The following is a 15,331-nucleotide window of genomic DNA, read 5'->3' as shown; positions in this document are numbered from 1 at the left end:
TTGTCGGACCCCTGTGCAAGAGTGCTTCGTGTCAGCCGGTGCGGCCGGACATCACGGCCGGGCGGGCGGGCGGAGCAGAGCGAACCAGTCCGACCTGCAGAACCTGTCGAGCGATTCACGGAGCACCGCATGCATGACCAGACCGGCTTCCGGCCGATCGGGCGGGCCGGGGACCTCCCCGGTGTCCCGGTCGTCGTCTACGACACCGAGGTGCGTACCGGAGACCGGTGGGAGGAGGCCCCACGGCTGACGGTCCACCTGGACCGGGGAGAACCGTCCGAGGTGGTGGAACTGGCCTGGCGGTCCGAGAGCGGAGCGGAGGCCGTGATCGCGTTCGACGCCGGAATGAAGGCCTTCCGCGGACACCGGCGCTCCGCCGACGGCTCGCTGCGGGAGTACCGCGGCACCGAGCGCGGGCGCCGGCCGGACCCCGAGGAGATGGAGGAGACGGAGGACTGCCCGGTGCAGACCTTCGCCACCGAGGAGGACCGGGACGACGGCCGGCCGGCCAGCGGCATGCTGCGTCTGGTGCTGGACGACGGCCGGGGCCCCGTCGAGCGGGTCACCTGGCGCGAGGAGCGGGGCACCTTCGTGTCGGTCGCCCTGCGGACCGGGCCCGCCGTCCGCGGCACCGTACCGGTGGAGGTGACGGAGGTCGTGGCCGACGACGAGAACGCGGCGGCCGGTGAGGTCGCCGGGCATCTCCTCACCCCGGGGCGGCACAAGTGGCTCTCGTTCGGGAGGACCGCGACCCTGGACTTCGTCCTGTCCGAGCCGACCGCCGTGACCGCCTACCGGCTCACCTCGGGGAACGACTACCGGGACCGCGACCCCCAGGACTGGATGCTCCAGGGGTCGATGGACGGCACCACCTGGTACACACTCGATGTGCGGGTGGAGCAGGCCTTCCCCCGGCGGCACCAGAGCCGGGAGTACGCCGTGTCCAACTCCACGGCGTACTCCCGGTACCGGCTCGACATCGGCCGCAACTGGGGGCGGCTGCCCGAGACTCAGCTGAGCCGGGTCGAGTTGCTCACCACGGAGGAGCCCGAGCTCGTCGCCACGCCCGTGCCCGTCTCCCGGGTCATGGCCAGCAGCGAGTACTCGTACGCCGGTGAGATCGCGGCCAATGTGCTGCACGCCGGCGAGGGCAAGTGGCTCGCCTTCGGCCGGGCGGCCTGGCTGGAGTTCGCCCTCCCCGAGCCGACCGCCGTCACGGCCTACGCACTGACCTCCGCCAACGACCACTGCTCGCGGGACCCGAAGAACTGGGTGATGCAGGGGTCCCACGACGGAAGCACCTGGGTGACCCTCGACCGACGGGCCGAGGAGACCTTCTCCGAGCGCTTCCTGGTGCGCGAATTCACCATGGCCAACGCGACGCCGTACTCCCGGTACCGGCTGCACATCACCGCCAACGCGGAAGGCGTCGGCGAGATCCAGCTGAACCGGGTGCAGTTGCTGGCGGCGAAGAACGGCGGCCGGTTCCCCGCCCCCAGGGAGTTCTCCGGCATCCTCCGGCACGAGCACGGCCCCACCGCCGGCTACCGGGGGAGACCCGTCGCCGTCACCGAGGACATCGTCACGGAGCACGCCGTCACGAAGCACACCGTCACGAAGCGTGTCACGGTGTGGGCCAATCCCTGAGCGTCCCCTCGTTTCAGTTGCCGTTGTTGTTTCTGCTGCCGCTGCCGCTGTCGGTGAGCCCTCCTCGGTAGCTCCGCACCACGTCCGCGTACGCCTTCGCGCTGGGCTTCGGACGGCGCTGGAACGTCTCGCGGTCGACCTCGTGGAGCCCGAGCTGGGCGCCGTATCCGAAGATCCACTCGAAGTTGTCCATGAGCGTCCAGTGGCAGTAGCCGAGGACGGGTGTGCCCGTGCGGACCTCGGCTGCGAGCTGGTGCACGGCGGCGGGGACGAAGGCGGCGCGTTGCGCGTCGTCCGGGGTCTGGATGCCGTGCTCGGTCACGAGGACCGGCACCCCCGACACCTCGTGGGCGTAGCGCACGGCGCCGGCGAGGGAGCCGGGGGCGATGACCGTGCCCATGCCGTTGAGCTCGCCGTCGAGGGTGACCTCGCCGTCGGGACCATGGACGATGCGCTCGTAGTTCTGCACCCCGATGAAGTCGTCGTGGCGCGCCTCGCGCAGCCAGTGGTCGTAGACGGCGGCCCGCTTGGCGTCCCGGCGCTCCTCGCCGCCGGGGATCGCCACCTCGTCGGCGATGGCGATGGAGACGCCGACGGGCAGGTCGCCGCGGCGGGCCTTGATCGCGTCGCGGGCGGTGCGGTGGGCGCGGGTGAACGCCGCCTGGAACTCGTCCTGCCGGTGGGCCGGGATGACGTTCGCGCTGGCGTAGGTGTCGCTTCCGGCGGCGCGTGCGGCGGCCGCGAGCATCCGCGTCTTGAGCGTCTCCGCCTCGGCCGGGAGTTTCGCGCCCGCCTGGAGCAGCTGCTCGAGGTTGGGTTCGTTGAGGGTGACGCCGTACGCGATGCGGTCACCGAAGCGTGCCATGACGCGGTCGCACTGCTCGGCGAACCGTGCCGGGGCGTCGGCGGCGGTCCAGGAACCGGCTGCCGCGAACCAGTGGGGTGCGGTGAAGTGGCTGAACGTCACGATGGGCGAGAGACCACGCTCCAGGCAGCCGTCGACCATGTGTTCGTAGTGATCGAGGGCCTCGGCGGAGACAACGCCGCGCTCGGGTTCGACGCGGGCCCATTCCACCGAGAACCGGAAGGCGTTGAGCCCGAGTCCGGCGACCAGATCCAGGTCCGTCTCCCACTGCTGGTAGCCCTGGCAGGCCGGTCCGCTCGGCTCGCGGAACAGTGAGGGCGCCGTGTGCTCCAGGAACCATGTGTCGCTGCTGCTGTTGTCACCCTCGTTCTGGTGTCCGGCGGTGGCGACGCCCCAGAGGAAGGTGCCGGGCAGGCTGGTGTGTGTCATGTGTGCTCCTTGCTCCTTGCTCCTTGCGCTGGACCGGGCGTTCCGGTTTCTTGCGCTGAGTCGGTGAGTCGATCGGCGGGGCGGTGGGTCAGTGACTCGGTGAGTCGGTGAGCGGGTCGCCCAGGGGCGGGGCCGGACCCGCGGGCGTCACCCCGTGGTCGCGGGAAACGGGATGAGGAAGGAGTGCCGCCCGGGTCCGATCTCCACGGGCTCCGTGCCCGGCAGATCGACGAGTGCGGTGACGTGGGGTGGCACGAGGAGGTCGACGTGCAGCGTGCTCCCCTCCCGGCGCCATCCGGCCTCGGCCCGGCCGTACGGTGTGTCGTGCTCGGCCCGGGCCCAGGTGAGGCCGCCTCCGGGGCGGGGCCGGATCAGCAGCCGCCGGTAGCCCGGCTCGGCGGGGGCCAGGCCGGCGACGGTGCGGTGGATCCAGTCGGCGACCGCTCCGAGCGCGTAGTGGTTGAAGGAGGTCATCTCACCGGGGTTGACACTCCCGTCGGGCAGCATGCTGTCCCAGCGCTCCCACACGGTCGTGGCGCCCATGTCGACCTGGTAGAGCCACGAGGGGCAGGACCGCTGCATCAGCAGCCGGTAGGCGGTGTCCACGTGCCCGGTGTCGGTCAGGGCGTCACACACCAGGGGAGTGCCGAGGAAGCCGGTGCCGATGCGGTGGCCACGTCCGGCGACCAGGTCCGCCAGCCGGCGTCCGGCCTCGGCGCGCTCGGCGTCGTCCTGGAGGAGGTGGAAGCACAGGGCGAGGGCGTACGCGGTCTGGGTCTCTTCCGCCAGCTGCCCGCCGCCCACGTGGAAGCGGGCGAGGAAGGCGTCGCGGACCGCGTCGGCCAGGGCGTGGTAGCGCGCGGCGTCGTCCTTCTCGTCCAGGATCTGGGCGGTGCGGGCCAGCAGCAGTGAGGAGCGCGCGAAATAGGCCGTGGCGACCAGGGCGGACGACGTCATCGCACGGCCGGGGTCGTCCGCCGGCGCCGTCGGGTCCAGCCAGTCGCCGAACTGGAATCCCTCGCCCCAGCCCCGGTCCGGCCCGGCGAGACGGTCGACGGCGTCGACCCAGGCGCGCATCGACGGGTACTGGGCGCGCAGCGCCTCGGTGTCGCCGTAGCGCTCGTACAGCACCCAGGGGACGATGACGGCGGCGTCGCACCAGCCGGCCATCGGCGGGTTGCCGGCCGGGATCGGCACCGGCGTGATCACCGGGATGTCGGGGCTGAACACCGGCGGTACGCCCCGCTCGTCGTCGCCCTGGTCGGCGGCGAGGTCGCGCAGCCAGGAGCGCAGGAAGCCGCGGACGTCGTAGAGGAAGGCCGCGGTGGGGGCGAAGACCTGGACGTCGCCGGTCCAGCCGAGGCGCTCGTCGCGTTGCGGGCAGTCGGTGGGGATGTCGACGAAGTTGCCGCGCATGCCCCGCACGACGTTCTCGTGCAGGCGGTTCAGGGCGTCGTCCGAACTGGCGAACCAGCCCGTGCGGCTGAGGTCGCTGTGGAGGACCACGGCGGTGACGTCGGCGGGATCCAGGCCGCCGGGCCAGCCCTCGACCTCGGCGTAGCGGAAGCCGTGGAAGGTGAAGCGGGGCTCCCACTCCTCGCCCGCCGGGTCGCCGCGCAGGACGTAGCGGTCGGTGGCGGTGGCGTGCCGCAGCGGACGGGTGCAGAGTTCGCCGTCCTGCAGGACCTCGGCATGGCGGAGAGTGATCGTGCGGCCCGCGTCGCCGCGGACGCGGATACGCAGCCGCCCGACGAGGTTCTGGCCGAAGTCGAGGATCGTACGGCCGGTGGGTGAGGTGGTCACCGCGACGGGTGCGACGTGTTCGGTACGGCGCACCGGCGGGCTGTCGGCCGGGAAGAGGACGGCGGTGTCGAAGCCCTCCAGGATCCCGACGGGCCGCCACGCCGAGTCGTCGTGGCCGGGTTCACTGAAGCCTGCGCGCTCCTGGCGGGCGTCGTACTCCTCGCCCTCGTACAGACCGGCGGCCAGGACGGGGCCGGGACTCCAGCGCCAGCCGTCGCCGGTGGCGATGATCTCGGTGGAGCCGTCGACGTACCCGAGGTGCAGTTCGGCGAGGAGCCCGGTGTGCTCGCCGTAGATGTCCCGGGTGCCGCCGTTGAAGCCGAGCAGGCCCCGGTACCAGCCGTCGGCCAGGTGGGCGCCCCAGGCGTTGCGCCCCTCCCGGACCAGGGCGGTGACGTCGAAGGACTGGTAGCGGTGGCGGTGGCGGTAGCTCGTCCAGCCGGGCGCCAGGACGTGGTCGCCCACCACGGTGCCGTTGAGTTCGAGTTCGTAGACGCCGAGGGCCGTGACCAGGAGTCTGGCCGACCGCACGGCTGCCCGCGCGGTGAACTCGTTGCGCAGCAGCACGGCCGGGCGGGCTCCCTCGGCGGGCGCGGGGTCAGGGGAGCGGGGACTGATGACCCGTGCGGTCCAGTGGTGGTGCATGGCGGCCTTTCCCGGCGTCGGCGGTGAGCTGGCACGATCATGCGACCAACACCTAGTGAAAACTAGGTGTTCGAGCGTGACGTGCGACACATGGCCGGTCGAGAGGGGTGAGGTGTCGATGTCTCCGGTCGTCGCCCCTTGTCTGTCTGTCAGGTGCATGACAACAGAAACAGCTCAGCTGACAGCGCACGCACAACAGAAACAGCTCAGCTGACAGCGCACGCGGATCGGGAGGTTGCGTACCGCAGCCCCGCCGGGCGCGGCCGGCGGCAGCCGCGTGCGATCCCCTACAGTCCCTGCCCGTCGGTGGAGACGGCCCGCATCAGGCGGTCGAGGTGGCCGCGCATGACGGCGACGAGGTCGAAGGACCGGCCCCCGGCCAGCCACTGCTGCAGCAGTCCCGCGTCCATGGCCGCGCACTCGCGCGCGATGCCTTCGTGGTCCAGGTCGGGCCGCAGTTCGCCGTTCCGGCTGCCGGCCCGCAGCCGGTCGGCGAGTTCCTTCACGCCCTTCTCCTGCCAGGTGGTGAAGTGGTCGTGTGCCGGATGGTCGGGCGCGGTGGCCTCGGCGGTGAGGACGACCGCCAGCTCGATCATGCCCGGCATGGTGAGCGTCTCGGCCGTGTCCTCCAGGTGGCAGCGGAACGCGTCCCGTACCGAGTCCGAGACGCGTTCCCACCGTACGTCCATGCGCTCGTGCCAGTACTCGACGACCGCGAGCAGCAACTGCTGCTTGTCGCGGAAGTGGTGGAGCAGTCCGGCATCGGTGATCTCGGCGTCGCGCGCGATGCGGGCGAGAGAGGTCTTCCGGTAGCCGTCCTGCCCGAAGCGCAGCAGAGCCGCCTCCAGGATCTGTGTGCGCCGCGCCCGGCCCGCCGTGTAGGGGCCGCGCGGCCCCCTGGGTGTCGCCATGCCAGAACAGTACCGGCGGGGTGCGCGGCCCCTGGATGCCGGTCACCCATGAGGCTCCTGTGTGACGTGGGTCATAATCTCGACACCTAGCAGTCACTAGGTGTTCGGGTCATCATCGACGTCACGCGACGACGGGTTGCCGCGCCGGCACGTCCTTGTGAGCGACCGACGTGTTCCGCCGCGCCTCTTCCGCGCGCCACCCCCCGCGCTCCCCCTTCCCTCGGCACCTCCGTGAAAGGAGGGCTGGCATGACGCCGATGTCATCAAGCCCCTCACTCGACCTCGCAGGACGCTCCGGCACGGACGGACGGTGGACTCCCCGTCTCGTCCTGCTGCTGATCGCGCTCGCCTGGCCGACCCAGTTGCTGGCCGCGGGCGGCATCCTCGGTGCCAATGCCACCGCGGGCGTCGCGCAGGCGTTCCACACCACCCAGGTGGTGTGGTTCGGGCTGACACTGACTCTGGTGTCCACCCTGCTCACCCCCTTCGCGATCAAGCTGGGGGACCTGTACGGACGGAAGCGCGTCATGCTCGTCATGACGGCCCTGGGTGCTCTCGGTGAAGCCCTGGCAGCCCTGGCCGGCAGTTTCTGGCTCGTTCTGGCGGGCCGGGCGATCGCCGGGTTCTACGGGCCGTTCGGCGCTCTGTCGTACGCCGCGGTGCGGGACGCCTTCCCGCCCCGCCTGGTCAAGCAGGCCAGCGGCATCATGGGCAGCAGCGTCGGCCTGGTGGCCCTCGTCTCCCCGTTCCTGGCGGGCTGGCTGGTCGACAACTGGGGCTACCGCGGCGCCCTGTGGTTCCTCGCCGCCGCCACCGCCGTCGCCTTCACACTGGTCGCGCTGCTGGTCCCGGAGACGCCGCGGCACGCCTCCGGCTCCGGCTTCGACTGGCTGGGCGGCCTGGTCCTCGGCGGTGGTCTGACGTCCGTGGTCTACGCCGTCGGCCAGGGGCAGAGCTGGGGCTGGTCGGACACGCGGACCCTCGGCTGGCTCGGAGCGGGTGCCGTCGCACTGACCGCCTTCCTGTTCGTGGAGCGCTCCAGCGCCCACCCCATCCTGGACCTGCGGGTCCTGCGCCGCCGCCCGGTGGCCCTCGCGCTCACCGCGGGCGGCCTCGCCCAGACGGTCGCCTTCACGATGCCGGGCCTCGCCATCCTGCTCGCCCTCTACCCCCACATCCCCGGTGTGTCGGCCGGCCTGGGCTGGACGGCCCACCACAACGCCGTCGTCAGCGTGAGCTGGAACCTGGTGATGTTCGGCACCGGCCTGCTCGTCAGCCGCTGTCTGCGTCACCTGGACGCACGCAAGATCTGGTGCGCCGGTCTGGCGGTGATGGCCGTCGGCTACGCCCTGGTCGGCTTCTACCACAGCGGTGAACTCGAACTCATCCTCACCTCCTGCCTCGCCAACATCGGTGCCGGTGTCGTCGTCGCGGGAGCACCGGCGCTCGTGGTCGGCGTGGTCTCACGTGACGAGCAAGGCCTGGGCAGCGGGATGCTCAACATGCTCATCAGCCTGTTCGGTGCCATCCTCACCGCCGGCGCCTACGCGGTCCTCGCCTCGGACAGCACCGTCGTCGAGGGCACCGCCTTCTACCTCGACACCGGCTACTCCTGGATCTTCTGGCTCGGCGCCCTGGTCACGCTGGCGGCCCTCCTGCTCTCCCTGTTCATTCCGCCGCTGCGGGAACCGGCCGACGAGGACTCACCGTCCGGCACACCGACCGGACATCGCGGGCCATGACGGGAAGGGTCCCGCTGCCTCCCGAGGAAGGCGGCGGGACCCTCGAACGAACTCGGCGCCGTCGTCGCCGGCTTCGCGGCTCAGCCGATGGCGATGCCTACTGGGTGACGCCACCGCGCGGCTACGGCACCCGGGCGGTCCACTCCTGCGTGGCGAACTTGCTCCGGATCAACTCCTGCGCGCGGGTCATCTCCTCGTCCGTGACCTTGCCCGGAGCGAGCCCGTAGCGGCTCCGGAACGAGGCGATCATGTTGTCGATCACGGTCTCGCGGGTCAGCCCCGTCTGCCGGCGCAGTGGGTCGACACGCTTCCCGGCGCTCTTGGTGCCCTTGTCGGACAGCTTTTCCTTACCGATGCGCAGCACTTCCAGCATCTTGCCGGCATCGATGTCGTAGGACATCGTCACGTGGTGCAGCACCGCGCCCGGGCCGCCGTCCGGGCCGACGAGACGCTTCTGGGCCGCGCCCGCGATCTTCCCGGCCTCGGTGGCGATGTCGTTCAGCGGCTGGTACCAGGCCCGGATTCCCATGTCCGCGAGCGCACCGAGCACCCAGTCGTCCAGATAGGCGTAGCTGTCCTGGAAGGACAGTCCCTGCACCAGCGCCTCCGGCACCGACAGCGAGTACGTGATGGTGTTGCCGGGTTCCACGAAGGTCGGACGGACAAGACACTACGATCGTCGGCTGGTCCTGTCCAACCTCACCGCGGCAGGCCGCAGGGCGCGAATCCGCTGTGCGCGCGACGTCGCAGGCCCGTTGCATCACACGACTGCCGCATCACTTGGCTTCCTTGAGCCCATCCAATATCCGGAGCGCGGCTCAAGTACATGAAAGTCGATGAGGAAGCCTGTCCATCAGGTTCTTCACCTGCCTGTCAGGGCAACCGCCCGACCGGCGCTGCAGGTCGGGAACGGGTAGTCAGTCAGACTACGACGACGGGCCATTACCGCCGAGCAAGGCTTCAGCGCCCCGTACACCGGCCAGACGAGCGAAGCCCAGGGCGTAGGAATGGAGGTCGTTCTGTACGACACGAAGTGCCTCCCGGCACGCGGCGTTGCCCGGCCAGTTCGACTCGGGCGCCGCGGGATGGTCACGTTCGTAGGCGCTGAGCCGAGGATGCCAGGCGGACAGGAAAGGACGTAGTTCGCGGTTAAGCATCGTTACGGCCAGGTACTCAACCGTCTGTCCGCCCGAGACAGCGATGGAGGGGCGACTCGCCCTGAGGGTCTCTCGCGTGGTGGCGAACAAACCGTACAAGGAATTGAGGGCTTCGCGGAGATGCCCCTCATCGCCGGCCAACGGTTGTGTCGAGACTCGTGTCACTGTCTCGACGAACAATTGCCACGCCACCTGACGGGCATCGTTGTTCACCACAAAGGTGAACTCGCTTATTTGCGGGACAGTGACTCTTACTTCTGTCAGGCGGGCCGCACGCCCATATGCCTCTATCGCGAAAGCCACTGCCATACCCGCGACGCCGCCGGTGATGACGAAGAGGCTGCGCCCAGTCACCTGTGTGACGCTGAACAGCGCGAGTCCCGTCAGGGCGCCGACGAGTGCTGCGGCAAGAACGCGCGCAAGTCGCCCGCGCCCCCACCGGTTCAGCAAGCCCGCCTGCCTAAGCGTCCAATGCATGGTTACCCCTGACAGAGAATGCGGGGTTCCTATCCGGCAGCCGCGAACGGGTATCCGGGACACGAAGGCCACAGCTTCCGCAGAGGTGCTCCGGAACCCGGCGGAATTGTGATGACTCCGCGAGGGGTGCCGCGGAAGTCCCGCGTGTTCTACCGTGACGAATGTGGAGAGCTCCCATGCCTGGGCACGGCGCGGTCGACATCAGGTGTATACCTCTGAGCACTTGGCGGTGTTTCGTGACGAAGTGATCCGGCCCGACGGCATGGACGGCACCTATGACTGGGTGGCGGTACCCGACATGGTGAGGGTCGCTGCACTGGTCGACGGGGACTTGCTGGTAGCGGAACAGTTCCACTACCTCACAGGACTGATGTGGCAGCTCCCCGGTGGCAGTGTCGATCCGAGCGACCGGGATCCGCTCGCTGCCGCGCAGCGGGAACTGAGGGAGGAGACCGGTTACAAGGGAGGGCTCTGGACGAGTTATGGAGCGGTCAACCCGTTGCCCGGCCTGACACCGGCACGGGTGCATCTGTGGAGAGCCGAGCACTTGGTCCTTGGTGACGCGGCTCCGGACCCTGCGGAGGCGGACCTCCGGCTGCGTCGCGTATCGCTGCGAACAGCCGCGCAGGCCGTGCGCGAGGGGCGTCTGCCTTGTGCGACCAGCGTGGCGTTGATCCGTGCCATCGTTCTCGGACGGGATGGGGACCTGTGAGTGACTGGGTTCCAAACCCGGTGCCAGAAGCTGGTCGGATCCCGCGATCGCACGCGATGCCAGGAGCATCGGACGTGGGGGCATCACCTGCCTGCTTCCGGGCACGTCCGGTGGTAGGGGAGCCCTTCGGCGAGATGCCGCCACTCGGCACGGGACAAGTTGCGGTTGACGATCTCGCAACCGTAGTCGGCCCACCCACTGAATTCCGGGTTCCACAGCCGCACCGTGGTGTCGTCCCCAGCAGTGGCGAGCTGTTTGCCGTTCGGGCTGAAGACAACCTGATTGACCGCTCCCGCATACCCTTCTACCTGTGATGTCGTAGTTTCATGTCCGGTCAGCGGGGGGCCGACGGGTTGGCCGGAAGGAACTTCCCACATGCGGGCGGTGCCGTCGATCCCGGAGGAGGCAAGCAACTTGCCGTCCGGACTGAAAGTGACGTCCGCCACCGTTCCGGTGTGGCCTTCGAGAGGCTCGCGGATCTGTCGGCCGGAGGCGACGTCCCACAGCCGTACGGTGTTGTCCGCCGAGGCGATCATCTTGCTGTCCGGGCTGAAGGCCACCGAGTTCACCGACTGGGCATTGCTGTTGAGAGGCTCGCGGATCTGTCGGCCGGAGGCGACGTCCCACAGCCGTACGGTGTTGTCCGCCGAGGCGAGTGTCTTGCCGTCCGGGCTGAACGCGACACCGAGAACTCCTCGATCATGCCGCAGAGGAGAGCCGAATGGGCGCCCAGTAGCGACATCCCACAATCGCACTATCTTGTCGTTACTGGCACTGGCGAGAAGCCGTCCGTCGGGACTGAAATCAACCCGTGTAGTCCAGTTCATGTGGCCGATCAGCGGCTTCCCGTGCGGCCGCCCGGTCGCGACGTTCCACAGGCGTACCGTGCGGTCCTCCCCGGCCGAGGCCACCAGTGACCCGTCAGGGCTGAAGGCCACGCCGATGACCCAGCCTGTGTGGCCGTGCAACGGCTTGCCGAGGGGGCGCCTAGTGAGGGGATCCCACAGCCGAACCGTCCCATCGCCGCTGGCCGTGGCAAGTCGTTTCCCGTCGCGGCTGAACTCTGCGTCGAACACTTCACCGGTGTGACCGGTGAGTGCCTGACTGATTGACGGCGTCACGGCCGTCTCCCACAGGCGCAGCGCCTTGTCACCACTGACGGTGGCGATCTGCTTGCCGTCGGGGCGGAACGCCAGGGACCATATGTTGTCGGTGTGACCGACCAGAGGGAGGCCCTGAGGACGGCCGGTGTCCGTGTCCCATAGATGCACCATGTCGCCACCGGCTGACGCCAGTGTTTTCCCATCGGGACTTATCGCCAGCGCGTTCACTGTGTTGACGTGGCTTTGAAGCGCTTTGCCGCGGGGTTTGCCGGTGGTGACGTCCCAGAGGCGGACTGTCTTGTCCATGCTCGCTGAGGCCAGTATCTTCCGGTCGGGAGTGAATTCCACATCCTGTACGTCATCGGTGTGGCCTTGAAGCGGTTTGCCGCGGGGTTTGCCGGTAGTGACGTCCCAGAGCCGGACCGTCTCGTCGGCGCCGGCGGAGCCTAGTAGCCTTCCATCGGGACTGAACGCGACATCGGTGACCGCGTCGGTGTGGCCTTGGAGCGGTTTGCCGCGGGGTTTGCCGGTGGCGACGTCCCAGAGCCGTATCGCCTTGTCGACGCCTCCAGACGCCACCAGCTTGCCGTCCGGGCTGAACGCCACCCCGTTGCCCGGCTCGCTGAGCTTGATTGCCGCACCGTACGGGCGTCCTGTTGCCACGCTCCACAGTCGGACGGAGTTATCTCCTGTCGAAGCCAGGAGCCTGCCGTCTTTGCTGAACGCCATGTTGCGGATGCCGCTGGTGTGGCCACGCAGTGTCTGATCCGAGCGGTCCGGCGTTCGGGGATCGGTGAGCCGGATGGTTCCGCTTTCCTCCCCCAGGGCCAACTTCCTGCCGTCGGAGCTGTAGGAAACACTGAGAGTGTGGGCGATCGAATACCGCTCGGAGGCATGCTGGAGTCGAGCCAACCCTGTCACCAGGCCCGTCGGCGGATTGCGGTGCTCCTTTCCGGCTGCGTTGAGGCTCTCCAGGCCGACCAAAATGGCATTCTCGGGCTGGGTGTCGACAATTCGGGTAGATTCGGCCGCGAGTTGACGCGAGACCGCCAAGTCTCGCTGTTCCCGAGCCGTATTGCGCTGTGCAAAGAACTGCACGGACGATACACTGGCTACCAGCGCGAGTATGGTTAGGGAGCCGATTGCAGCATTACGCCACCAAGTCATTCGCCGCTGCTGACGGAGGTCTTCTCCTACCAAATCTTCTTTGCTTCTCCCATGCAATGGTGCGGCGAATTCGGCAACCGCGTCACGGAACCGTCCATTGCGCAACGACACGTGATTCTCCGTACGTGCCCAGGATAGCCGGATTACCCGCGGTTCCTCGGTGAAGACTCCTTGCAGGCGTTTCGGGAGCGTGGGCGCCGCAGGATCCTGGACGAAGTCACCTGTTCTGTCGTCCCATGTCAGCTCACCGTTTGTCAGGCCGATCAGGATCTGCTGAGGCGACCTGTGGGCCAGCCACCATGCGACTTCGCGATCCACCCACTTTGATCGCGCGGAGTCCGGCGATGCCAGCAGGATGAAAAACTCCGACGCGCTGAGAGCCCTTTCGATGGAGGACCACATTGCGGGTGTGGCGGTCAGGCTCGTCTCATCGCGGAAGACACGGAAGCTCGGGGCCCGGTACCAAGGTTTGGCCAGCTGGTGCAGCCCCCGCTGAAGACGTGGTGCCAACTTGTTGTCCGCCGCGTGACTGTAGGAGATGAATGCTCGATAGGAATCAACTCCCGTCGACTTTTTCGAAACTTGCGGAAGGAAAGCTCTCTTGGCAACCACTGGTAACTCCTCTTCCCAAGCTTCGCCCGGTTTGCAGGACCCACTGCCAACCCGGTTCCCTGGGGTGAGTTTCGCTCAGGAAGCTACTCGCATCGGTCGCCGACTGCCACCGGATTTTACCGAATCCGGTACCTTTGATCGCCTGAGGCGAATCGATCAGGAAACGGTGAGGGAGTGAGTGGTGAGCGTCTTGATAATCCCTGAGTTTTGATGGAGGTGCTGTTCTGCTGTAATCGGTACCATTTCGCCTAAAGCTTTGCTCGTGGTGCGCCAAGGGCTTGCAGATCGTTAACCTCGGCCTTTCATGACGGTCTGCAGACGGAGTGGGCAGACCGTGCGGCGTTCTGTGTCTGATGTTGTGCAGGCCGAGTGCCCGTCTGTCGCGTCGGGTGTGCGCCGGGTTCCACGACTCCGGTGGGCTGGTGCTGCTCGCAGGGACGGGGAAGTGCTGGTCAGCCGGGGTTCGGAAGGGTTTGGAGCCGGTCCAGGGCGCCGGTGATCACGTCGGTCCAGGGCCAGTGCCTGGCCATACGAAGGATGATGCGGCGGCCGGTGGTGACGAGCTGGGCCGCTGCGGAGAACAGGCGAAATCGCAGACGGCGCGGTTCCCAGAGCCGGGCTTTGCAGGTCAGGGCGAGCATCGGCATCCAGGCCAGTAGATCGAGGGCGATTTGCACGATCTCCAGCCGCACCTGGTTCTGCGCGGTGTCGTGCAGGGGCAGGTTGCGCAGGCCGGTGGCCCGGGCCGCGCGGATGCGGTCCTCGGCGCGGGCCCGCTGCCGGTGACGCAGTTCAAGGGCGGCGATCGCCTCGCTGGCCGTTTTGGTGGCGAAGCAGGTGAGGCGATGCCCGTCGGCGTCGGTGAAGCGCAACTGGGCGCCGGGGTGCGGGCGTTCCTTGCGCACGATCAGCCGCAGCCCCGTCGGCCAGCCGACCAGGCAGTCGCTGCCAGCGTCGATCTCGGCGACCCAGGCGCCGTCGCGGATGCCGCCGTCGGGTTCGACAGCCGGTGTCCAGGCCGAGGCCGGGACGTTCAGCACGGCGGCATGAAGGGCGTCGGTGATGGTCATTCCGACCGAGTGCGACAGCCACCGTCCCCGCTTCGCGAGCCAGGCCACGAACGCGTGAGTGCCGCCGCCTGAATCGGTGCGGAGCAAAGTCTGCCGTCCGCGCCGGTACTGCCTGGGCAGCTGGGCCAGGGCCAGCCGCGCGGCCTCGATGTGGTCGGCGGCGGTGTTGGAGCCGGCGTTGCCCGGCCGCAGCAGGCCCGCGACCGGCTCGCCGGAGCCGCCGCGGCCGTGGTCGACGAAGCCCAGCAGCGGATGGTGGCCGAAGGACCTCTTCCAGGTCGCCGCCGCGTCCTGTTTGTCGGAGTGGGCCAGGACGAGGACGCCGTCCAGGTCCACGACCACCTGCCCGCCGGCGTCCGGCGCCGCGTCACCGGCCAGCTTCCACACATGCTCGCGCACGTCGGCCCGGGCGGCGCGGATGGCGGTCAGGGCCCGCGCCCCGCCAGCGGCGAGAGTGTCGATGAGCCGGGAGACGGTGGGGTCGGAGGCGACCGGCCCGAACACGGCCGGCTCGGCTCGCAGCATGGCGACATCGGACAGGCAGTCCCCGCCCAGCGCCACCGCGAGCGCCACATCCAGCAGGATCTTTCCCGGATCGTGCACGGCCCGGCTCTTGCGCCACGGCCTCAGGGCCGCGGATATCGCCTGGTCCAGGCCGGTCTTACGGACCGTCTTCACCAGCAGCACGGCCCCGGCCTGGGATGACCACCGACCGGCCGCCGCCCTCGACGCGGACACGCGGATAGGACCCGATACGCTTCTTCACCTGGGAAGTGCCTCCGGCGGTGGCGGGAACAAGGACCTCAGCGATCCTCATTCTCGCTGGTCAGAGGCACTTTCCGCTTTTCCGATCACCAGTCGGACAGCCCGCTTTGTGAAAGCACGAGGCTAGGGACTTTCGTTTGATCATCCGGCGGATCAGAGAAGGATGCCTGCGACGTGAAGCCCGGCCAGGTAGATGGTCGCGGTCTTCTCATAGCGGGTGGCGATG

8 protein-coding genes and 2 pseudogenes are annotated in these 15,331 nt (G+C 68.6%); 3 read left to right on the top strand and 7 right to left on the bottom strand.

Features of this window, described 5'->3' with window-relative positions; all coding sequences use genetic code 11:
- Positions 1-129: 129 nt before the first annotated feature.
- Positions 130-1,647, top strand: a complete 1,518-nt coding sequence (locus IE242_RS07415; protein ID WP_189856630.1) for a discoidin domain-containing protein — start codon at positions 130-132, stop codon at positions 1,645-1,647.
- 13 nt (positions 1,648-1,660) lie between these two features.
- Here the strand turns inward: IE242_RS07415 and IE242_RS07410 are convergent, their stop codons facing one another.
- The 3 genes from IE242_RS07410 to IE242_RS07400 form a co-directional block, all read right to left on the bottom strand.
- Complete coding sequence (locus tag IE242_RS07410; RefSeq protein WP_189856628.1) at positions 1,661-2,941, bottom strand: family 1 glycosylhydrolase; 1,281 nt, start codon at positions 2,939-2,941, stop codon at positions 1,661-1,663.
- Positions 2,942-3,088: 147 nt separating this feature from the next.
- Entirely contained in the window at positions 3,089-5,389 is a 2,301-nt protein-coding gene (locus tag IE242_RS07405; RefSeq protein ID WP_189856626.1) for a family 78 glycoside hydrolase catalytic domain, read from the bottom strand.
- Between the two features lie 287 nt (positions 5,390-5,676).
- Positions 5,677-6,300 (bottom strand): TetR/AcrR family transcriptional regulator, encoded by a 624-nt coding sequence (locus IE242_RS07400; RefSeq protein ID WP_189856624.1) that lies wholly within the window; start codon positions 6,298-6,300, stop codon positions 5,677-5,679.
- Positions 6,301-6,548: 248 nt separating this feature from the next.
- Between IE242_RS07400 and IE242_RS07395 the strand changes: the two genes are divergently transcribed.
- Positions 6,549-8,042: an MFS transporter gene (locus IE242_RS07395; RefSeq protein WP_189856622.1), complete on the top strand. Its 1,494-nt coding sequence runs from the start codon at positions 6,549-6,551 to the stop codon at positions 8,040-8,042.
- 121 nt (positions 8,043-8,163) lie between these two features.
- Here the strand turns inward: IE242_RS07395 and IE242_RS07390 are convergent.
- Both IE242_RS07390 and IE242_RS07385 read right to left on the bottom strand, forming a co-directional pair.
- A pseudogene (locus IE242_RS07390) lies at positions 8,164-8,694 on the bottom strand (lipoate--protein ligase family protein); the annotation flags it as partial.
- Between the two features lie 274 nt (positions 8,695-8,968).
- Complete coding sequence (locus IE242_RS07385; RefSeq protein WP_229858414.1) at positions 8,969-9,676, bottom strand: hypothetical protein; 708 nt, start codon at positions 9,674-9,676, stop codon at positions 8,969-8,971.
- A gap of 163 nt (positions 9,677-9,839) precedes the next feature.
- Between IE242_RS07385 and IE242_RS07380 the strand changes: the two genes are divergently transcribed.
- Positions 9,840-10,388 carry an NUDIX domain-containing protein gene (locus tag IE242_RS07380; RefSeq protein WP_189856620.1) on the top strand — a complete coding sequence of 183 codons (549 nt, stop codon included), beginning with the start codon at positions 9,840-9,842 and terminating at the stop codon, positions 10,386-10,388.
- Between the two features lie 83 nt (positions 10,389-10,471).
- Here IE242_RS07380 and IE242_RS07375 read toward each other — a convergent pair whose 3' ends face one another.
- Both IE242_RS07375 and IE242_RS07370 read right to left on the bottom strand, forming a co-directional pair.
- Positions 10,472-13,270 (bottom strand): TIR domain-containing protein, encoded by a 2,799-nt coding sequence (locus IE242_RS07375; protein ID WP_189856619.1) that lies wholly within the window; start codon positions 13,268-13,270, stop codon positions 10,472-10,474.
- A 452-nt stretch (positions 13,271-13,722) separates the two neighbouring features.
- Positions 13,723-15,106, bottom strand: a pseudogene (locus IE242_RS07370) (IS1380 family transposase).
- Between the last annotated feature and the right edge of the window lie 225 nt (positions 15,107-15,331).

This window comes from Streptomyces poonensis, assembly GCF_014650915.1.
GTDB lineage: Bacteria > Actinomycetota > Actinomycetes > Streptomycetales > Streptomycetaceae > Streptomyces > Streptomyces poonensis.
This window is presented reverse-complemented; position numbering and strand designations above follow the sequence as displayed.